We start from the raw sequence: 19,501 nt of genomic DNA, 5'->3' as shown, positions 1-19,501 counted from the left end.
TACATTTGTTACTCTTAAAGACGTTAATTTAATATTTAAATCCTCATTCGTATCTCGGTGAGGTAGAGGTTGCAATCATTAAGAGTATCATTTCAGGAGATGTAGTGGCATTGATGAAGGAATGAGAAAGGAATGGTTGCCGAAGTAAGTCGTGTCCACCATGCACGCTTGCTGGGTCTGCATTTAATAAGTGCAGAACTGTCACAAACGTTTCGTTTGTGGAGAGCTATCGAGAGGTATGTCGTGGGTTTCTTATAAGATAGAAAGCATGTAGCGGCAAATTACGTGCTTTTTTTGTTTTGTTTGGGACTTCTCTTCCTGACTCAGGAAGACATACATATCTCCTCGCTTGACTTGGTTATACTAACTTTGGAGGTATTTTCTATGCAACAAAAAAAATGGGGCTTTTGGGTACTAACAGCTTTCGTTGTCGGTAACATGGTTGGCGCTGGTATTTTCATGGTGCCAAGTACGTTGGCACAAACAGCAAGCCCACTCGGTGTCACTTTAGCTTGGTTAACTACAGGGTTTGGTGTTTTAATGCTAGCTCTTGTTTTCGGTAATTTAGCAATTCGTCGTCCTGATTTAACGACAGGGCCACAAAGTCATGCATATGCTTTATTCTCAACACCAAAAAAGAAAAAAATGGCTGGCTTCAGTATGGTATGGGGATATTGGGTTGCAAACTGGGCAAGTAACGTTGCCATCATTACATCATTTGCGGGATATTTATCACTCTTCTTCCCAATTATGAAAGATACGCGACTACTATTTTCAATCGGCTCGTTTAACGTAGAAGTCGGAAAACTAATTACATTTACGATTTGTTCCATCTTACTTTGGGGAACTCATATTATATTAACAAACGGTGTAAGCGGAGCTGGAAAACTAAACTTCTTAGCAACAACAACGAAAGTAACTGGATTCCTTTTATTCATCGTCGTTACGTTATTTGCATTCGAAGCTTCTAAATTTGGACAATGGTATACACCGATGATTGATAAATCAGGGGCATCACACGGTCTTCTTTCACAAGTGAATTTAGCTGCTCTTACAACACTTTGGGCGTTTATCGGAATTGAATCAGCTGTTCTTTTATCAAACCGTGCTGTTTCTCCAAAAACGGTAAAACGCGCAACAGTTGCGGGATTACTTATTACAGTTGCCATCTACTTAGGAATCACAATTTTAACAATGGGTGTACTTCACGTTGATAAATTACAAGCTTCTGAACGTCCATTAGCAGATGCACTAAACGCTGCAATGGGTCACGGCGGCGGGAAACTGATGGCATTACTTGCTCTTACTTCCCTGTTCGGTTCTATCTTAGGCTGGATTTTATTAAGCTCAGAAGTACCTTATCAAGCAGCAAAAGAAGGTTTCTTCCCTTCCTTCTTCACAAAAACAAATAAAAAAGGAAGTCCAATTTACTCATTACGATTAACAAACATTATGTCGCAAGTATTCCTATTCTCAACATTATCAGGAACCATTGCGGAAGCTTATACATTCGTTATTACCGTATCGACACTGGCCTACCTCATTCCATATCTCGTTTCACCAATCTTCCAGTTAAAACTAGTCGCAACTGGTGAAACATATAAAAATGAAATGCGGGCAAGAATTACAGATGGCATAGTCGCAGTTATCGCACTTTGCTACGCACTATGGGTTATTAAAACGGGCGCATCCGATATAAAAACGTTCCTTCTCGGAATTGGTTTATTCGTAATCGGATTTGCTTTCTATCCATTAATGAATCGTGATCAGAAAAAAAATAACGAAAAGAAAAACGGGCAAGTTGCATAACGCAATTTGCTCGTTTTTTCTTTTGTAAAACATATATAATAGAACAAAGAGGTGAAAAACATGTCAATCGAATCGCTATGGAGCAGTCGCTTCCAACAACATATTCAAAATATCATTACATACTTTGCACGTATGATTAACGGTTTACTATATAGCTTTATCTTTATTTCATGCGTTGGTGCATATTATTATGCTCAGTTTCTAAAAGCATCTCCTTCTAAAGGAATATCTTTAATAATTATAACGATTGTACTTACATTCATTATAACGAGATGCCCTATCCGTACATTTATTCAAAAACCTGATGCTGTCTATTTACTAGCACTAGAAGAGAAATTAACATCTTATTTTAAAAAATCTCTTCTATACAATTACATCATGCAGCTTTTCCCATTATTATTTACGTTCCTTATTCTCGTTCCACTTGCTATGCAATCATTGCAATTAACTGTACCTTTTTTATGTACAATCTTTATCGTGTTAATGATTACGAAAGCCTGGAACATGTACATACATTGGATGTGGCGTGATAGTCACGAAAAAAATATATGGCTAATCATTCGTATTACTTGTAACGCCCTAATCATTTACATGCTGTTTTATTCCGCAAATGTTCTCATATTGGGCGGACTACTCTTACTACTTGCTTTCCTACTTCTATATACGAAAAAACAGCCTACAAAACGAATACCGTGGGATTACATAATCGAGCAAGAAGAAAAAATGAACGTTCGTTTTTATCAATTTGCTAGCATTTTCACAGATGTTCCGCAACTGAATAAACAAGTAAATAAAAGAAAATGGCTTACAAATTGGATTGAACCTTTATTACATAAAAAACGAGCAACTTTCTTCTATTTACATACATTAGCATTTTTACGTGGAAATGATTATTTCGGTATATATATTCGCTTAGGATTGATCGGTGCTTTCGCCTTATATTTCATACCAAATATATACGTAAAAGGCTCTATCACTTACATCGTTCTATATATGATCTCTATGCAGCTCCGTTCACTATGGAAATATTTTTCAGGAAATATTATTGTAGCATTATATCCAATCCATACTGAAGAAAGGATGAAGCAATTTCTTCACTTAATCTTTATATTGCTAAGCATTCAACTTGTTGTATTTTCAATTGTTATACTCATTGCTACAGGTCAATTTTTACATAGCCTTATCATTATGATTATCGGGTTACTTTGGATCAAATTTATTATTGTACCAAAAACGAAGCAACGCATTTCTTCGTTTTAACGAAAAGAATTATCTTAAAAGCCAAGGAGAAAATAAATGATCTCCTTGGCCTTTTTATTTTTTAATGTTAAACCTATCGTTCATACTTAATTAAAAACTTTAGGTATGTTACTCCTGTTTTTCTTAAGCTTAGAGTGCTATACAAACTCCCTTTCTTCCCCTTCATGTTTTAGGTTTTAATTATGATTTTTACATACAAAAATCATAATACATGTTTACGTCCTAATAAAAAGGGTATCTATTAAATTAACAAAGTAAAGGAGGGGCCTATATTGTGAATAAAAAAATGGAGCAATTGAAGCACCATGTTACGGATAATCAACGCAAACATGCTTTAACAACAAACCAAGGAGTAAAAATAGCCGAGGATGAATTTTCTTTAAAGATGGGCTTAAGAGGCCCAACCTTAATGGAGGATTTCCACTTTCGCGAGAAAATGACCCACTTTGATCATGAACGAATTCCTGAAAGGATTGTTCATGCACGCGGAGTTGGCGCTCATGGTTATTTTCAGCTTTATGAATCGTTAGAAGCATATACGAAAGCAGATTTTCTTACTAATCCTTCAAAGAAAACACCTGTATTTGTACGGTTCTCAACCGTTCAAGGTTCTAAAGGATCCAACGACACAGTAAGAGATGTACGCGGATTCGCCACAAAATTTTATACAGATGAAGGAAACTATGATTTAGTGGGTAATAATATGCCCGTATTCTTTATCCAAGATGCTATTAAATTTCCTGATTTTGTCCATGCAGTTAAACCAGAACCACATAATGATATTCCTCAAGGAGCTAGCGCTCATGATACCTTTTGGGACTTTGTTGCGCATAATCCTGAGTCCACTCATATGGTCATGTGGCAAATGAGCGACCGAGCTATTCCGCGTAGTTTACGAATGATGGAAGGTTTTGGAGTTCACACATTTCGACTCATTAACACAGCAGGAAAAGCCCATTTCGTAAAGTTTCACTGGAAACCTACCCTTGGGGTTCATTCATTAGTATGGGATGAAGCTCAAAGGATTGCTGGGAAAAATCCTGATTTTCATCGTCAAGATTTATACGAAGCAATTGAAAAAGGGGATTATCCTGAATGGGAGCTTGGATTACAGTTAATTCCAGAAGAAGATGAACATAAATTTGATTTTGATATTTTAGATCCAACGAAATTATGGCCAGAAGAAGAAGTTCCCGTAAAATTAGTTGGTAAAATGACATTGAACAAAAATGTTGATAACTTCTTTGCTGAAACAGAGCAGGTAGCTTTTCACCCTGGTCATGTCGTACCAGGTATTGATTTTTCAAATGACCCTCTTCTGCAAGGAAGATTATTCTCCTATACAGATACACAATTATCTCGTTTAGGGGGCCCTAATTTCCATCAAATCCCTATCAATCAACCCGTATGTCCTTTTCATAATAATCAACGTGATGGTATGCATCAAATGCAGATTCATCGCGGTCAAACAAGCTATCATCCTAACGGATTAAATAACAATCAACCTGCAACCGTCCAAGCCGAACAAGGAGGATATGAACATTATCAAGAAAAGATTGATGGGCATAAAATTAGAGGTCGTAGTAAAAGCTTTCTTAACTTTTATTCTCAGGCTAAACTTTTCTACAATAGTATGAGCCCTATTGAAAAGCAGCACATAAAAGAAGCTTTTTGCTTTGAAGTTGGGAAGTGTAAATCAGACATGGTGAAGGCAAATGTAATTGCTCTCCTAAACCACGTCGATCGTCAATTAGCACAAGAAGTCGCTAACATTGTTGGAGCTCCTTTACCTAAAGAAAATCACGAAGTAAATTCAGATGCAAAATCACCTGCACTAAGTATGTCCAATACTATTTTTAAATCTGATTCTAAAAATGTCGCAATTCTATTAAATGGTGACCCAAGCGTCTCCCTTCTGTCCGAATGGATTCAAGCTTTTGCACAGCACCGAATGAACTATAGCATCATAGATAATAAAATTTATCATTTCAATGATTCCATTAAAGTAACTGATACTTATACAACAACAGACTCTTCGCTTTTTGATGCAGTATTAGTGTTTAGTAGTGAGTCTGTCATTCACCCCCCTGTTTTAGAATTTACAGAAACTACTTTTAAACATTTTAAACCGATAGCTCATGTCCTTAGTAATCCTCATGCTTTGGACAATAGTAAAATTAAATTAGATGGAGCAGGAGTTTATAACTTAACAAACACTTCAATTGAATCATTTATAGAAGGTATTGCCCAAGGAAGATTCTGGAACCGATAATATAATATAAGGAGCGGATTAGAATGAGTAAAAAAATTGCTATTTTAATAACGGATTATTTCGAGGACACAGAATACACAGAGCCAGTAGGAGCTTTTAAACAAAAGGGATATGAATTAACAACTATTGAAATGGAAAAAGGGAAAACGGTACACGGTAAACAAGGAAAAAGTGAAGTCGTAATTGATAAAAGTATTGACGATGTTTCTCCAGAAAACTTTGATGCCCTCTTCATACCAGGCGGGTTCTCCCCAGATATACTTCGTGCAGATGAACGTTTTGTTCGCTTTAGTAAAGCATTTATGGATGCGGACAAACCCGTTTTCGCTATTTGTCACGGACCTCAATTACTCATCACTGCACAAACACTTGAAGGACGTGATGTAACTGGATATAAATCTATTGAAGTCGATTTAAAAAATGCCGGCGGGAACTTTCATGACAAAGAGGTTGTCGTATGTCAAAATCAGCTAGTAACAAGTAGACAGCCAGAGGACATCCCAGCGTTTATTGAAGAATCGTTGCGTATATTAGGATAACTAACCTCCTTTTATTTACATGAAAATAGTTAATCAGTGAGGTTTTATTCATCCCCCACTGATTAATTAGCCCCCACCAACTGGTCGTTTACAGGCAATCCGACCACCACAAATAGCAAGATAAATAAAAAGAGGGGAATCCAAAAGTTCAGTTTTAATAATCTTTTAGATTCCCCCTTTTTCTCGCCCAAAAATTCCTTATCACTTTTCATAGGCAGTTCTCATATAGTGAAAATGACTATATAATTCCTATTCATAAGTTAAATAATGATTTCGCACATATATAAATACAAAAGATGGGAGCCTTATTTATGAATAACAATCCACCTTCAACGCCCCCAAATCCAACGGAAACGAATAATAATGAAGTGAGCTTACAAACGTTACGCGTTATTGGGCTAATTGTACTGATTAGTGGCTACATATTAGTAACGCTTTCTGAAGTAGGCACATTAAAAAATCTTTTGCTACAGCCTAGTACTACTCCAAATTTAGCTGAAGTTGATCCGTTCTAAAAATTATATAAAAAGCGAATCCCAGTATAACTGGTTCGCTTTTTATATAGTTTCATCCAATTTGAGAAACATTTCTCTCATCCTCATACTTCTCTTTCCCTATCGCTTTCATAAATAGTAAAATACTGCTCATACCAACGATAAAGTACAGAGCACTCATGCCCCAAGAGGCGATAAATGAACCTAGCATAACACCTAATGCCCCGTTCATTTTTGCCACTTGAAAGACCATTCCGTTAATCGCCATATAAGAACCTCTTGCCTCATTTGGCACCATATCTGCCATAATAGATTGACGCACTGGCACATACATCATCTCACCTACCGTTTGGAAAAGCCCTGCAATTAATAAAATCCATAAGCTATTGCTCGTTCCGAGTATTGTAAATCCAATTGTATAAATGAATAAACCTACATATAAGATTTTCAAATCGTTGAAGCTTTTCAGCATTTTAATAAGAAGTGCTGAACATAACACAACTAAAATTGTATTCTCTGCAGAAATCCAGCTCAGCATGCGAATACCTGTTAAATCAAACGTAAAACCATTCCCGAATAAAAAGTGCACCGTTTCAAATTCCTTCTGCAAGCGAACACCTAAATAATTATTAATTTGAAACTCTAAAGACAATGTACATATACTTGCTGCACAAAAAATTAAAAACGCTCTATCTTTCATTACAACTTTATAACTATCTGCCATATCTTTTAATACATTTTTCTTCTCTACTGTTTTTCTCACTACATACACTTCTTCCATATATACAGTCATCACATATAAAGTAATAATTGCAACAAGCGTTAATACGATAAACAATTGCAATCTATAGTTTTCAAATAGTAACCCACCAAATATTGCTCCAATCGCAATGGATAAATTAATAGCCCAATAATTAATGCTATACATTACTTTTCGATTTTCAGGTGTACTCACATCAATTAACATAGCCTCTGTCGCAGGATTCATAAGTCCAGATCCTAAACTATTCACTAGCATAAAGATAAATGTTAACCACGGTGAATCTACATAATCCGAATTCGCAACTCCCATACAAGCAATGGAAATGACTTGTATACTTTGACCGATAATCATAACCTTTTTACGCCCAAGCCGATCCCCAACATATCCACCGTATAAACCAATTACTAATGAAGCTATGACATTAATGAGTAGTAAAGCACCAGCAATCGCACTACCTAACTTTATTGAAAAATAAATCGCCATAAATGGAAAAATCATCGTGGACACAGTACGTGTTAAAAACGAAGTTATAATTCTAATTTTTATATTTCGATGCATACTCCAAAATCCCATTGTTTCCTCCTCCTTATGCTTACTTATTTTACTTTGAAAAAAAGGAAGAAAAAGGTTAGAATATTCTAAAGAGTTTCCCCTTTTATAGATAGAAGGAAGTGTATATATGAAAATTATGGACTATTACATTAGACTAAGACTACATGCACAAGATCAAAAACATATACAAAATAGCTTACAAGAATTAGCGGATGTTTTATATTGCAGTACGAAAAACGTAAAGATTTTATTAAAGAAAATGAGCGAGGAACAATTAATTAGCTGGACTCCAGGGCGAGGCCGCGGAAATAAAACGGAAATTCTATTTATACATAATTTCGTAGAAGCGATTGAATCCTATACAGATGAACTGTTAGCGCAAGAAAAATTAAAGGATGTTTTTCTTCTTTTAAAAGAACCTCTACCCCTTGCACTTCAAAAAAAGATAGAAAATAAACTACATCATCATTTTGGATACGAACCTTCAAATGATATGTACGACGTATTAAAGATTCCTATATCGAGAAAGATATTCCCTTTAGATCCGGCTTTTGTGGCTGTAACTACAGAGAGCCATCTTACGAGTCAAATTTTTGATACGTTAGTCGTCTATAACGATGTTACTGAAAAAATGGAGCCTCACATTGCGCATACGTGGGAATTAAGTGAAGATGGACTTACGTGGACCTTTTATTTACGAAAAGATATATATTTTCATAACGAAACAATTTTAACTTCTAAAGATGTACAATTTTCATTTGAAAGACTAAAACAAGTTCAATCCCCTTTCGAATGGTTAACAGAAGAAATTATTCAAATTGAAACGCCATCACCACTGCAAATTCGATTCCATTTAGCAAAACCAAATTTATTTTTCTTACACTATGTAAGTTCCATGCAGCTCGCAATTTTACCGCGTGATACGAGTATTCAAAATCATCATTATATAGGTACTGGACCTTTCAAACTTGCTCATTACTCTGAAGATAATATCGTACTCGAAGCGTTCACCCATTATTTTAAAGAGCGCGCGTTATTAGACCGTATTGAATTTTGGGGTATTCCTGACCATGTGCAAATAGATGCTGATTATGAACTACCAAACGAAGAGGAAAATGAAAGGCATGATATACAAATAGAAGAAATAGGTTGTATTTATGCTAGCTTCAACTTTAAAAAACCTGGTCCTCATCACGACATTTACTTTCGAAAAGCTTGGAGAGAACTATATGATGTTGAAATGATACTTCGTAACATAGAGGGTAGACGGACAATTGCTGCATCAAGCTTCTTCCCTGATAGAAGCCGCCTTGCAACAAGAAGATCCTACTCTTTAGAAAAGGCAAAAGAGTATTTGAAAAAGAGTACATATAATGGAGAAACGATACATATTTACTTCTTCGCATTTAAAGATAGTGCAAATGATGCATATTTCTTAAAAGAACGATGTGAAAGTTTAGGTATACAAGTAGCGCTTCACCCATTTCCCGTTTCAGATTATATGGATCGCTCTATAGATAAACATGCTGATATTATTTTCATGGGAGAAGTCTTTGCTGCCAATCATGAAATTGCATTCTTAAATGTATTTAAAAATAAAAGTTGCTTCGTAAATCGGTTCATGGACCCGCACTACGAAAAACAAATTAACTGTTTACTAGATACATTTTTACTAGAAGAAAATAAAGAAAAGCGTTATGAACTCATGTATGAGATTGAAGAGTTTTTACAAGCAGAACACATCATTTTATTTAACTATCACGTTTTAAAAAGAAAAACATACCCTTCTTCTTTAAAAAACGTAACAATTGATTCATTTGGTTGGGCAAATTTTGCGAAGTTATGGATACAGCCATCCACGTATTAACATGCAAGTTTTTATAAAAGGAGAAAAACCATGAAACGCACCCTAGAAAAAAGACTTTCTTATCTATACACAGGTGAGTTATTTTCAGTCATTACTTTTATTTTCACAAGTTACTTACTTAATTATGCTTATCCTACGTTACATTTATATTCCCTATATTCTTTTTGGGTCTCATTTCTTCTTTTAGAGTTTATCTTATTACAAGGAGTAATTTACTGGTACGTAAAGTGGAAACGACTAAAAAAAGAGAAAACATCTGTTACGCCCATTAGGATGATTCAATATTTAAAAATACTTAAAAAGATAAATATAGCATTCATTATTACGGGATTTATTACGTTTACTATTGATTTTATAATTTGGTATCCTCACTTACCTTTAGGTGGGCTATCATTCACTCTATTTATTTATATTTTTGCATTACTTGAGTACATTAACTATTATCATACTCAGCTTTCATACGATAACATCTCTGATATAAAACATTTAATCAAATCAAAAAAACTAAAACAGTCCTGTATAAGTAAAGATTTTCAACGTATTTCATAAACGAGAAGGTACTACATCCTTAGTAGTACCTTCTTCACATACAAATATAAACTATTATTTAATTACTTCATCTAAGTGATCTTTCAAGTTCAATAAATATTGCTCAATATCTGGATTCTTCACCACATCATAACAAGCAAAACTCTTTAACGGACTCATACCGAGAAACTTTTGCACGCGGTGTAAATGACTAAGCGCTGATTCTAAACTTTCTCCTTCAAAGAACTTCGTCTTATCTCCAAATGCTTTTTCAGGTGCATTCCAAGTTGTAGAGAACATATACTCTTTCTCTTTTAATAAACCACCTGTTCCATATTCATCTGCACCTTTAAAGAACAAACCGTATTCATATACTTCATCCATATACGTTTTAAATAAGCCCGGTACACTAAACCAATAAATCGGTGTTTGATAAATAACAACATCGGCCCATAAAAACTTATCTTGTTCTTCTTTAATATTGTAACCATCTTGAATCGTTGTTGTTTTCACATGATGATTCTCGCCTAATACAGTAACCATATAATCTACTAACGTTCTATTTAATCGTCCTTCCTTTGTACCGTATTTTTCATGTCCATTTATAATAAATATATTTTTCATCGTTTTTCTCTCCCCTATATGATCTACTCTTCGGCTATTAAGCCGAGTTGCTGCTGTAGTGTAAGATTATCTTCTAAATGCCAATCTTCCGTTATCTTTCCGTCTTTCACATGTAAAATATCAATTGCAAAAAAATTAATTTTCTTACCATTATGCGTTCCTGTAAAAGAAAGACGGGCTGTTACTTTATCACCAACAACTAATAAGTCTTCAATCTCACAATGTATATCAGGCACAACTTTACGAAAATTTTGCGCTGCAAACTTTAATCCTTCAATGCCTTGTGGTCGCCCTTTCGGCAATGTATTATCGAAAAATTTTTCAGTAACAGTCTGCGGAATAAGTTCCTCCTTACCTGTATCCCAAAATGCATAAAAACGCTGCGCCGCATGAACCATTTCTGTCGCTTCTTTTTTACTTAGTGAGGGATCAATTGTCATTGCTTTTGGCCTTGGCATTTCTTTTAATAACTGAACTTCACCTTTTTGTTCCGCGCCGCATGCTACAAGCACAATACAAATAACAAACAAACTAAGAAATCCAAGTAACTTTTTTATCCCCATGGAAATCACCACCTCCTTATATAAATCCTTTTGTTTCGTATTGCTATTGTATATGCACTAACTTCCTTTATGGAAGTAGTGATATTTTTTTCATATAGTTACCAAAAGTATAGTTTTGTGATACTATAAAGCAAATTCATCTAAAAAAATTTTATGGAGGCTAGTTCCATGAGCAATATAGATCCAGTTGAATTAACGAAAGGTTTACCTGGCATACCTTGTCCTATCGCTAAAACGCTTGATGTAATTCGTACAAAATGGACATTTTTAATCATTCGTGATCTTCTTATCGAAGGAACATTACGCTTTAGTGATTTACAAAAATCAATGGATGGGATTAGTCCAAAAACATTATCGCTTCGACTAAAGGAATTAGAATCTCAAGGCATTATAACGAGAAAAGTATATCCAGAAGTTCCGCCTCGTGTAGAGTACACATTAACGGATAAAGGAAAGCAATTAGAGGGGATTTTTATTGAATTAAAACGGTTTGGGTTAAGTTTATAAAACAAAAACCCCTTACCGTCGTAAGGGGTTTGATTACTTCGCAAAACTTTCAGCCAACTGTTTCTCTCTCCACATGAATGTAATAGCGAGACCAACTATTAAAACAACTCCTGAAAATGCATATGGATAATGAATATTCATATCAAATAATATTCCGCCCATCGCTGGTCCTGCGATATTTCCTAAACTCGTATAAGTCGAGTTCATTCCAGCAACGAATCCTTGCTCTTTTCCAGCTGCTTTTGATAAAAACGTCGTTAAAGCTGGACGAAGTAAATCAAATGCTAAGAAAATGAAGCAAGTAACGAGAAGTACAATCCAATAATTAAAGACTACAGTTGAGACGAATGCTAATACTGCCCCTACAATTAAACATATTTGGATTAATACTTTCTCACCGAACATGTCTACCAATTTGCCAAACATAAATACTTGCACAACTACCCCAAAGATTGAACTAATTGTAATAATTGCTGCAATATCTTTCGGCGAGAAACCAAATTTATGATCCGAGAATAAGCTAAACACTGTTTCATACGCTGATAATCCGAATGCGAGTACAAATACGATAATAAATGCAATTGCATACATTGGATGTAATGATTTCTTTAAATCACCAATAAAACTTGATTCCTTCGTATTAGAAGAAATCTCTGCAAGTTCTTCTTTCGTTAACGGTTCTTTTAAAATAAAGATTGAAATCACACATGCTATAAAAGCAATTGCTGCTGCAACGAAAAACGGCACACGTATACCGTATTCTGCAATAAATCCGCCGATTCCAGGCCCTATAATGAATCCAGTACTAATAGCCGCAGATAAGTATCCCATCGCCTTTGGACGTTCCTGAATAGATGTAATATCCGCAACATATGCCGTAACACCAGGCATAATAAAAGCAGCACTAATTCCGCCTAATACCCTTGCTACATAAAGCATCCATACATCTTTTCCCAATCCAAAAAGAAGCTCTGAAACACCAAAAATAAATAATCCAATGATTATCATTTTCTTCCTACCGTAAAGATCAACCCATCGGCCTGTAATAGGTGAAGTAATGAGCTGTGCCATTGCAAATACTGCAACGAGATATCCCATCGTCTTCCCTGTTAAATGCATATCATTCATAAAGGACGGCATAACCGGAATGATTAATCCAATCCCTAGAAAAGCGATAAATATATTACTCAAAAGAATGACCAATACCATCTTTTGTTCTTTTATCGGTTTCTTCACTTTTTAACACCTCTTCCCGTAAGTTCCTCTCAAAAAATAATGCCCAAGAAGCTTTTTCTTTATCCTGCTCTTTGCGGGCTAGTAATAAGTGAAGATGCCTCCACTCATTAGAATTTCACTCTATCCTTCCACACATACATAAGCATTAGGTGAATGACTATCATTCAGTTTTCCTCAAAAATGAACCTACCTTTTCAGACAGGTTCATCTTACTACTTCTTTATATGTAGTGCATGTGTTAAAAAATCTAGTACTTCTGCCTTTTGCAAATCCACTTGCTCATCATCTTTATGATCATATAAATAAACTTGTTCCGCTGCTGATTCAACAAGAGCGATAAATAACTTCGCTGTTCGCTCTGCGTGAACCGAATCACGAATTTCACCAGCTTCTTTCGCCTCACTTAAAAATTCGCTTAACCACATATAAAGAGGCTCATACACAGCTTCCCACTCTTTTATATGTTCTGTAGATGCAAGACCCGCATACATTAAAGCTTGTATTTCACGGTATTCCTCTATAAAGTGAAACACCGCATCGATTACTTGTGCCACTTTATTTGAAAAAGGTACATCTTTTTGTACTTTTTCTTTCACTGCAAGTATCATCTTTTCAACCATCACTTCTGCTATTGCAGGCATAACAGATAGCTTAGAAGGAAAATATAAATAGAAAGTTCCTTGCGCAATGCCAGCTAATTTCACGATATCAGAAATCTTCGTTTTTTCGACGCCCTTTTCCTGAAACACTTCAATAGCTGCATAGACAATTTTCTCTTTTTTATTCATCATCTAAACCCTTTCACACGCATATTGAATGACTGTCACTCATTTTATAAGATAATCGATTGTACTGTCAATGATAGTGAACTCTAAGAGGAACTCATTTTTTTATAATAAAATCTCCTAATAAACAATTAGGAGATAAAAATGCAATATATCTTTAAGAAAGTGCCTTTAATCCTGTCACTCCACATACAATAAGAAACACACTAATGATACGCGCTTTACTTTTCGACTCACCAAACAAGAACATGTTTAACAAAACTGCACCTGCTGTTCCGATACCAATCCAAACCGCATATGCGACACTTACTTGTAAAAATAAGAAGGAAGTATACAAAAATGCGAAGGATGTAGCAAACCCACCGATATAAATCGCACCATTGGCTAATGTCTTATCTTTACTATACATTTTAAGTCCTATCACACCGACTATTTCACTAATTGCAGCACAAAATACGAAAAACCAACCCATTTTTAAGCAGCTCCTTCCACAGTTTCTTCTTTATTATCAGCTAGCTTTAAACCGATAACGCCAGCTACAACCATCACGATAAAAAATAACTTCCCTACACTGAAACTTCCGCCGAAAAGAAATACATCCATTAAGAAAGTACCTACCGTACCAGCTCCGGCGAAAACAGCATATACAGTCCCTGTTGCAAGATGTTCACACGCTTTAGAAAGGAAGTGAAAATCAACAGCGATAACTCCTAAAATAATAATCCAATGCCACCAAGTATTAGCCGTATTAAAACCAAACACCCAAAAAATTTCAAAGATACATGTTAATATGACATATAACCATGCTCTATTTTTCATACCTCTCACCTCTTATGACTGACTATCAGTCATTTTTATTTTAAAAAAATATACTCTTTCATCAATACTATATAAAAACAACTATCATCCTCATTTACCATTGTATTTGTTCCATTTCTAAGCTAACTGCATCCTGTCACATAAAAATGACTGAATGTCATTCATATATATATTGTACATGAACATTTTAAAAACTGTCAATGCCGAAAGTTTATTTAAAATTTCTTTCATCTGATTTGTATATTTCTTAATAATCTGTCAATACTGCTAGTAACATAATATTTTCTCCACTCCCCCTTGGAGAGATCCCTTGAATGGAGCAGTTAGCTTTTGCTAGCTGCTCTTTTTTATTTGTCCGCACACTTATGATGAAATCCTCATAGATCAAATCCATTTTTCATCACATAACAACCATCTATTTATTTTCCAATAAGTTTTTGTATGCACTAATTTTATTCTCAAGCATCTTCTCTGTAACCTCTAAGTTTTCTCTTTGAATCTGAATAGATTTCCTATGATCTTCTAGGAGCTGTAAACGAGCTTCTGTTGTATGCTCCCCTTCTGTATATAATCTAGCGTATTCTCTTATTTTCGCTATTGGCATTTACGTTTGTTTTAATTTCATTACAAACTGCAACCACTTTATATGTGACTCTTCGTAAAGTCGATTTCCATTTGTATCACGATTTGCAATTAATATATTTTCCTTTTCATAATAACGTAGTGTATGTGTGCTCACGCCTAATAATTTTGCTACCTCGCTAATTGTGTACATACTAAAACTCCCTTCACATGCTTACCCTCATATATTTTATAACCGTATCAAATTTATAAAAAACGTTTGACTTAGAGTATACTCTAACAAATACAATCTAACCATAAATGAATTTGAATTTAGGGGGATTTTATATGAAATACACGGTTATTACTGGCGCAAGTTCCGGAATTGGTTATGCAGCAGCTTTAGCATTTGCATCTCGCGGAAAAAATTTAGTACTTGTAGCTCGAAGACAAGAAGAATTAAACGGATTAAAATTGAAAATTAACGAAATGCATCCTGAGTTGGATGTTGTCATTCGAAAAACTGATTTATCTGTGACTGAAGATGTTTATAAACTTTATGAAAGCCTACAAGCTTTTCAAATTGAAACGTGGATTAACAACGCAGGTTTTGGTAATTTCGCCTCAATTGCTGAACAAAATTTAAATAAAATAGAGACGATGTTGCATGTCAATATAGAAGCACTAACAATACTCTCTTCTCTTTTCGTTCGAGATTATTCAATGATTGATGGAACACAGCTTATTAACGTTTCATCGGGCGGCGGATACACAATTGTTGCTGATGCTGTTACGTATTGCGCTACGAAATTCTATGTAAGTGCATTTACAGAAGGGCTGTCTCACGAACTGAAAGAACAAGGCGCAAAACTGCAAGCAAAAGTTTTAGCTCCTGCTGCAACTGAAACAGAATTTGCGAAGCGTTCATTTGATATTGATGAATTCCAATATGATAATGTTGTACCAAAATTCCACACTGCAAAACAAATGGCACAATTTATGCTCGACCTTTATGATAATGATAAAGTTGTAGGAATTGTCGACGGTTTAACGTATAACTATGAACTTAAAGATCCACTTTATAATTTTGCCGTGAGACAAAAGAATTCAAATTCTTAATAACCTGTCCATTTCTTATGGAAATATATGTTCCCACTATATATGTAAATAATAGTGGGAACTTTTTCTCTATAAAATTTTCATCCAACATACCGCACCATCGCCACTTCATCACAATAATCCACCTTTGGACAATGTCTACAATCAATCCATACTTTCTCTGGCAACGCTTCTTTATTTATAAAATCAAATCCACACTTTTGAAAAAATACTGTTTCATATGTTAAGGAAATTACTCTTCTTACATTTATTTTCGTAGCTTCCTCCATTACATGATTTACAAGCATACGCCCTATCCCTTTCCCTGCATATGTATGCGAAACTACTAACGATCGTATTTCTGCAAGATCTTCTCCTAATACATGCAATCCAGCAACTCCAACAATTCTCTCATCTTCTTTCATAACATATAAACATTGCAAATATTGATAAAGAGACAAAAGAGAACGTGGTAAAACAACTCCCTCTTTTGCATAAACCTCAATAAGACTATAAATTTCTTTCACATCACTCGTCACTGCATTACAGATTTTCATATTACATCCCCTTGCCCCTCAATATTAATATTTATAACTTAAAATGAATTTTAATTCATAATTTTATATAATAATACATCTCTCTTTTCTCCTCGTCAATCAATTTATACAAACAAAAACCAAGCAATCTAATCGATGCTCGGTTCCTCATTTCGTATCGGCAATACCGTCGAATATTTAATTTCACGAAGTGCTAAACTTGTCTGTATCCTTGTAATACCAAGCTTATTCAACTTTCTAATAAACTGCTCTAGTTCTTTACGATCACGATTTGCAACCTTTAATAAATAATCGTACTCTCCTGTTAAACAGTGACATTCTAACACTTCCGGCATCGATTCTAATTCTTTCTCCAACACTTCCAACTTGTCAAATTGATGAATATTCGTACTCATAAAAATAAAACATAATAAATCAAACCCAAGCTTTTCTTGATTTAAAATCGCAACTTGCTTATCGATGAAACCTTCCCCATCCAATCTTTTTATTCTTGCATGCATCGCAGCCGGTGATAAATTAACGCGACGTGCCAGCTCTGCATTACTTACTTGTGACTCCTTCTGCAATATATCTAAAATTTGTACATCCAAATCATCCAACACTTTAATAACAGACGACTCCATTACAATTCTCCCTTTTTTCTTACCGATGATTATTCGAAAAAACACCTTATATCTTACAAAAAACTGAATATCATTCCGTAAATATCATTCGCAACTAAATATTTTATCGAGTTTTCACCATTATACAAAAGAATATATTACATAATAAAGAAAAATGCTAAAATTATTTACAATTCGTATTGATTACAAAAAAGGGGATTTTAGCATGCCTTATTTTTACGTCTTTTTACTATTACTAACGAGCTTATTATGGGGAGGAAATTTTGTCGTTGGAAAATCACTCGTCGATCATGCATCGCCGATGACATTGACAAATTTAAGATGGATGATTGCGATTGTTTGTTTATTACCGATGGTATGGTTTAAAGAAAAGAAAATCCTTCCACCACGTACCGCAATACTTCCTTTAATATTGATGGGAATTTCAGGGGTCGCTCTTTTTAACATCTTTCAATTTTTAGCATTAGAAAAAACATCCGCTACGAATGTAGGTCTTATCTCTACATTGAATGCAATTTCAATCGCATTATTTTCAGTATTATTTCTAAAAGAAAAAGTAAATACACTTCAAATCCTATCCATGATTCTTTCATTCTTCGGGGTTATCCTCGTCCTATTAAAAGGTGATTTCTCGCTTTTATTTTCACTACATTTTAATAGCGGCGATTTATGGATGATTGCAGCAGTTTGTATTTGGGGAATCTATTCTGTTTGTAGTAAATGGGCAACAAAAACAACTACACCACTTATGGCAACGTTGTACTCTGGTATTTTCGGCGTTATTTTATTACTACCGTTTAACATAGGTAGCTTCACTGTTTCAAATATAAATACTTCTTTCATCACATCACTTTTATATACTGGGCTTATTTCGACAGTTCTTTGTATGGTATTTTGGAATATTGGTGTACAAAAATTAGGCGCAACTACATCAGGTATTTTTCTAAACTTCAATCCAATTTTCACAGCCATTTTAGCATTCATATTCCTCGGAGAAGAATTAACGTGGATACAAATTTTAGGGACAATTGTCGTTGTAACAGGGTGTTATTTATTTTCTCATTTTAAAACTGTTGCCGTTCAGCCTGTTAGACCTTTAATGCGAAAACATTCTTAATGAAAAAACATCGTCATCTGGGTTGGCGATGTTTTTATTTACTCTTCATTTCTTTTATATACTGTTTTTCCTCTTCTGGCGATAAACGTTCCGTCGCCTTACCAGTATCTCCACCTTGAAGGCTCCATAAAAAGTTATGCTCCTCAACAGTTTGAGAAAAATCTCCTTTTTCCCATCTATTTATAATAGAAAATAACTTCATTTTATATTGAAAACCTGTACTATTTTCAATATCCCTTTTCACATTAGAAATTTCCTTTTTTGTCATCTCTACAAATCCCCATTTTTCAGAGGATTTTACCTTTTGGTGCACCATTTTATGCATAGTAGAAATAATTTCACCTTCACTAATTTGCGGAGCTTCTTCTGCAGCTTTTTTCTCTTTTTCGTTTGCCGCTCGCTCGTTTTGAATATTTGTATTTTCTTTTTCCACATATGCAAGCAATTTCTTTCCGCCAACTATAGACGAGAAAATTACTATAATTGTAATGCATATACCTAAGATCCATTTAAAAAGCATTATCTCTTCATCGCTTCCCTAACAATATGACTATCTACATATTGCTTAAAATTCACGATTTTTCCGTTCTCAAGTTGCCATACATGAACAAATTCTGCTTCAAATGATTTTCCTGTTTCTTTATAAACTCCAGAATACATACCTTCAGCAATAATTACATCTTTTCCGTTTACTTCATGATATGTATTTACCCTTGCTTTATAATCATCCCATTCTGATCCTAAACGGCTAAATACATTTTCCATTATAGCTTCTACGCCTGTATATGTTCCGCCATACGGGAAACCTTCTGCCTCTGTCCATTCCACTTTTTCAGAGAGGGCTTCTGCTAAATGCTTTGCATTCGAAGAAGCTGATCCTTCATACGTGCTTTGAATAATTTCTAAATTTGATTTAGGCATATTACT

22 protein-coding genes, 1 pseudogene and 1 riboswitch are annotated in these 19,501 nt (G+C 34.7%); of the genes and pseudogenes, 10 read left to right on the top strand and 13 right to left on the bottom strand.

What is annotated here, in order from left to right; translation table 11 throughout:
* The first annotated feature begins 55 nt into the window (after window positions 1–55).
* Window positions 56–237, top strand: a riboswitch (Lysine riboswitch).
* Between the two features lie 147 nt (window positions 238–384).
* The 4 genes from ACTFR3_RS25695 (at window position 385) to ACTFR3_RS25680 (ending at window position 5,880) form a co-directional block, all read left to right on the top strand.
* A complete protein-coding gene (locus ACTFR3_RS25695) occupies window positions 385–1,809 on the top strand; it encodes an amino acid permease (RefSeq protein ID WP_001186301.1) in 1,425 nt (474 codons plus the stop codon).
* A gap of 60 nt (window positions 1,810–1,869) precedes the next feature.
* The gene (locus tag ACTFR3_RS25690; protein ID WP_440044952.1) at window positions 1,870–3,069 is read left to right on the top strand and encodes an ABC transporter permease; all 1,200 of its coding nucleotides are present in this window, start codon (window positions 1,870–1,872) and stop codon (window positions 3,067–3,069) included.
* 274 nt (window positions 3,070–3,343) lie between these two features.
* On the top strand, window positions 3,344–5,341 hold the full coding sequence (locus ACTFR3_RS25685) for a catalase (protein ID WP_001035774.1): 1,998 nt from the start codon (window positions 3,344–3,346) through the stop codon (window positions 5,339–5,341).
* A 23-nt stretch (window positions 5,342–5,364) separates the two neighbouring features.
* A complete protein-coding gene (locus tag ACTFR3_RS25680) occupies window positions 5,365–5,880 on the top strand; it encodes a type 1 glutamine amidotransferase domain-containing protein (RefSeq protein WP_000037548.1) in 516 nt (171 codons plus the stop codon).
* 62 nt (window positions 5,881–5,942) lie between these two features.
* On the opposite strand, the gene ACTFR3_RS25675 is transcribed toward ACTFR3_RS25680, so the two are convergent.
* Window positions 5,943–6,092, bottom strand: a complete 150-nt coding sequence (locus ACTFR3_RS25675; protein WP_162900581.1) for a hypothetical protein — start codon at window positions 6,090–6,092, stop codon at window positions 5,943–5,945.
* 99 nt (window positions 6,093–6,191) lie between these two features.
* Here ACTFR3_RS25675 and ACTFR3_RS25670 point away from each other — a divergent pair, with 99 nt between their 5' ends.
* Complete coding sequence (locus ACTFR3_RS25670) at window positions 6,192–6,395, top strand: hypothetical protein (protein ID WP_001063866.1); 204 nt, start codon at window positions 6,192–6,194, stop codon at window positions 6,393–6,395.
* Between the two features lie 52 nt (window positions 6,396–6,447).
* Here the strand turns inward: ACTFR3_RS25670 and ACTFR3_RS25665 are convergent, their stop codons facing one another.
* Window positions 6,448–7,710 (bottom strand): MDR family MFS transporter, encoded by a 1,263-nt coding sequence (locus ACTFR3_RS25665; protein WP_063220058.1) that lies wholly within the window; start codon window positions 7,708–7,710, stop codon window positions 6,448–6,450.
* Window positions 7,711–7,816: 106 nt separating this feature from the next.
* Here ACTFR3_RS25665 and ACTFR3_RS25660 point away from each other — a divergent pair, with 106 nt between their 5' ends.
* Together ACTFR3_RS25660 and ACTFR3_RS25655 are read left to right on the top strand one after the other, a co-directional pair.
* Complete coding sequence (locus ACTFR3_RS25660) at window positions 7,817–9,556, top strand: SgrR family transcriptional regulator (RefSeq protein ID WP_033696640.1); 1,740 nt, start codon at window positions 7,817–7,819, stop codon at window positions 9,554–9,556.
* A 30-nt stretch (window positions 9,557–9,586) separates the two neighbouring features.
* Window positions 9,587–10,105 carry a hypothetical protein gene (locus tag ACTFR3_RS25655; protein ID WP_000831576.1) on the top strand — a complete coding sequence of 173 codons (519 nt, stop codon included), beginning with the start codon at window positions 9,587–9,589 and terminating at the stop codon, window positions 10,103–10,105.
* Between the two features lie 54 nt (window positions 10,106–10,159).
* Here the strand turns inward: ACTFR3_RS25655 and ACTFR3_RS25650 are convergent, their stop codons facing one another.
* Complete coding sequence (locus ACTFR3_RS25650) at window positions 10,160–10,708, bottom strand: NAD(P)H-dependent oxidoreductase (protein WP_000789191.1); 549 nt, start codon at window positions 10,706–10,708, stop codon at window positions 10,160–10,162.
* Between the two features lie 23 nt (window positions 10,709–10,731).
* On the bottom strand, window positions 10,732–11,271 hold the full coding sequence (locus ACTFR3_RS25645) for an ester cyclase (RefSeq protein WP_000511569.1): 540 nt from the start codon (window positions 11,269–11,271) through the stop codon (window positions 10,732–10,734).
* A 168-nt stretch (window positions 11,272–11,439) separates the two neighbouring features.
* Here ACTFR3_RS25645 and ACTFR3_RS25640 point away from each other — a divergent pair, with 168 nt between their 5' ends.
* Entirely contained in the window at window positions 11,440–11,778 is a 339-nt protein-coding gene (locus ACTFR3_RS25640) for a winged helix-turn-helix transcriptional regulator (RefSeq protein ID WP_000065114.1), read from the top strand.
* A 33-nt stretch (window positions 11,779–11,811) separates the two neighbouring features.
* Here the strand turns inward: ACTFR3_RS25640 and ACTFR3_RS25635 are convergent, their stop codons facing one another.
* The 5 genes and pseudogenes from ACTFR3_RS25635 to ACTFR3_RS25615 form a co-directional block, all read right to left on the bottom strand.
* Entirely contained in the window at window positions 11,812–13,014 is a 1,203-nt protein-coding gene (locus ACTFR3_RS25635; protein ID WP_000742952.1) for an MFS transporter, read from the bottom strand.
* Window positions 13,015–13,226: 212 nt separating this feature from the next.
* Complete coding sequence (locus tag ACTFR3_RS25630) at window positions 13,227–13,805, bottom strand: TetR family transcriptional regulator (RefSeq protein ID WP_002025356.1); 579 nt, start codon at window positions 13,803–13,805, stop codon at window positions 13,227–13,229.
* Between the two features lie 151 nt (window positions 13,806–13,956).
* Window positions 13,957–14,271, bottom strand: coding sequence for a DMT family transporter (locus tag ACTFR3_RS25625; protein WP_000539671.1), 315 nt, complete (start codon window positions 14,269–14,271; stop codon window positions 13,957–13,959).
* Window positions 14,272–14,273: 2 nt separating this feature from the next.
* Window positions 14,274–14,618, bottom strand: coding sequence for a DMT family transporter (locus ACTFR3_RS25620; protein ID WP_000796022.1), 345 nt, complete (start codon window positions 14,616–14,618; stop codon window positions 14,274–14,276).
* A 415-nt stretch (window positions 14,619–15,033) separates the two neighbouring features.
* Window positions 15,034–15,393, bottom strand: a pseudogene (locus ACTFR3_RS25615) (MerR family transcriptional regulator).
* A 134-nt stretch (window positions 15,394–15,527) separates the two neighbouring features.
* On the opposite strand from ACTFR3_RS25615, the gene ACTFR3_RS25610 reads away from it, so the two are divergent.
* A complete protein-coding gene (locus ACTFR3_RS25610) occupies window positions 15,528–16,298 on the top strand; it encodes an SDR family NAD(P)-dependent oxidoreductase (protein WP_000878068.1) in 771 nt (256 codons plus the stop codon).
* Window positions 16,299–16,378: 80 nt separating this feature from the next.
* On the opposite strand, the gene ACTFR3_RS25605 is transcribed toward ACTFR3_RS25610, so the two are convergent.
* Window positions 16,379–16,834: an N-acetyltransferase gene (locus ACTFR3_RS25605; protein WP_000686663.1), complete on the bottom strand. Its 456-nt coding sequence runs from the start codon at window positions 16,832–16,834 to the stop codon at window positions 16,379–16,381.
* Window positions 16,835–16,962: 128 nt separating this feature from the next.
* Window positions 16,963–17,457, bottom strand: coding sequence for an Lrp/AsnC family transcriptional regulator (locus ACTFR3_RS25600; protein WP_000446097.1), 495 nt, complete (start codon window positions 17,455–17,457; stop codon window positions 16,963–16,965).
* Window positions 17,458–17,662: 205 nt separating this feature from the next.
* Between ACTFR3_RS25600 and ACTFR3_RS25595 the strand changes: the two genes are divergently transcribed.
* Window positions 17,663–18,574: a DMT family transporter gene (locus tag ACTFR3_RS25595; RefSeq protein WP_001146242.1), complete on the top strand. Its 912-nt coding sequence runs from the start codon at window positions 17,663–17,665 to the stop codon at window positions 18,572–18,574.
* 34 nt (window positions 18,575–18,608) lie between these two features.
* Here the strand turns inward: ACTFR3_RS25595 and ACTFR3_RS25590 are convergent, their stop codons facing one another.
* Window positions 18,609–19,094 carry a PRK06770 family protein gene (locus ACTFR3_RS25590; protein ID WP_071731176.1) on the bottom strand — a complete coding sequence of 162 codons (486 nt, stop codon included), beginning with the start codon at window positions 19,092–19,094 and terminating at the stop codon, window positions 18,609–18,611.
* Window positions 19,094–19,495 carry a nuclear transport factor 2 family protein gene (locus ACTFR3_RS25585; RefSeq protein WP_440044951.1) on the bottom strand — a complete coding sequence of 134 codons (402 nt, stop codon included), beginning with the start codon at window positions 19,493–19,495 and terminating at the stop codon, window positions 19,094–19,096. Before ACTFR3_RS25585 ends, ACTFR3_RS25590 begins: the two co-directional genes overlap by 1 nt.
* Between the last annotated feature and the right edge of the window lie 6 nt (window positions 19,496–19,501).

It is taken from the genome of Bacillus cereus group sp. MYBK14-1, assembly GCF_051916885.1.
Taxonomy (GTDB): domain Bacteria; phylum Bacillota; class Bacilli; order Bacillales; family Bacillaceae_G; genus Bacillus_A; species Bacillus_A cereus.
Note: the sequence above shows the minus strand (reverse complement) of the source record. Positions and strands in the feature narration are given on the sequence as shown.

Coding starts and splice junctions, on each gene's coding strand:
- ACTFR3_RS25695 (WP_001186301.1), top strand. CDS start 385: ATGCAACAAAAAAAATGGGGCTTTTGGGTACTAACAGCTTTCGTTGTC.
- ACTFR3_RS25690 (WP_440044952.1), top strand. CDS start 1,870: ATGTCAATCGAATCGCTATGGAGCAGTCGCTTCCAACAACATATTCAA.
- ACTFR3_RS25680 (WP_000037548.1), top strand. CDS start 5,365: ATGAGTAAAAAAATTGCTATTTTAATAACGGATTATTTCGAGGACACA.
- ACTFR3_RS25675 (WP_162900581.1), bottom strand. CDS start 6,092: ATGAAAAGTGATAAGGAATTTTTGGGCGAGAAAAAGGGGGAATCTAAA.
- ACTFR3_RS25670 (WP_001063866.1), top strand. CDS start 6,192: ATGAATAACAATCCACCTTCAACGCCCCCAAATCCAACGGAAACGAAT.
- ACTFR3_RS25665 (WP_063220058.1), bottom strand. CDS start 7,710: ATGGGATTTTGGAGTATGCATCGAAATATAAAAATTAGAATTATAACT.
- ACTFR3_RS25660 (WP_033696640.1), top strand. CDS start 7,817: ATGAAAATTATGGACTATTACATTAGACTAAGACTACATGCACAAGAT.
- ACTFR3_RS25655 (WP_000831576.1), top strand. CDS start 9,587: ATGAAACGCACCCTAGAAAAAAGACTTTCTTATCTATACACAGGTGAG.
- ACTFR3_RS25650 (WP_000789191.1), bottom strand. CDS start 10,708: ATGAAAAATATATTTATTATAAATGGACATGAAAAATACGGTACAAAG.
- ACTFR3_RS25645 (WP_000511569.1), bottom strand. CDS start 11,271: ATGGGGATAAAAAAGTTACTTGGATTTCTTAGTTTGTTTGTTATTTGT.
- ACTFR3_RS25640 (WP_000065114.1), top strand. CDS start 11,440: ATGAGCAATATAGATCCAGTTGAATTAACGAAAGGTTTACCTGGCATA.
- ACTFR3_RS25630 (WP_002025356.1), bottom strand. CDS start 13,805: ATGATGAATAAAAAAGAGAAAATTGTCTATGCAGCTATTGAAGTGTTT.
- ACTFR3_RS25625 (WP_000539671.1), bottom strand. CDS start 14,271: ATGGGTTGGTTTTTCGTATTTTGTGCTGCAATTAGTGAAATAGTCGGT.
- ACTFR3_RS25620 (WP_000796022.1), bottom strand. CDS start 14,618: ATGAAAAATAGAGCATGGTTATATGTCATATTAACATGTATCTTTGAA.
- ACTFR3_RS25610 (WP_000878068.1), top strand. CDS start 15,528: ATGAAATACACGGTTATTACTGGCGCAAGTTCCGGAATTGGTTATGCA.
- ACTFR3_RS25605 (WP_000686663.1), bottom strand. CDS start 16,834: ATGAAAATCTGTAATGCAGTGACGAGTGATGTGAAAGAAATTTATAGT.
- ACTFR3_RS25600 (WP_000446097.1), bottom strand. CDS start 17,457: ATGGAGTCGTCTGTTATTAAAGTGTTGGATGATTTGGATGTACAAATT.
- ACTFR3_RS25595 (WP_001146242.1), top strand. CDS start 17,663: ATGCCTTATTTTTACGTCTTTTTACTATTACTAACGAGCTTATTATGG.
- ACTFR3_RS25590 (WP_071731176.1), bottom strand. CDS start 19,094: ATGCTTTTTAAATGGATCTTAGGTATATGCATTACAATTATAGTAATT.
- ACTFR3_RS25585 (WP_440044951.1), bottom strand. CDS start 19,495: ATGCCTAAATCAAATTTAGAAATTATTCAAAGCACGTATGAAGGATCA.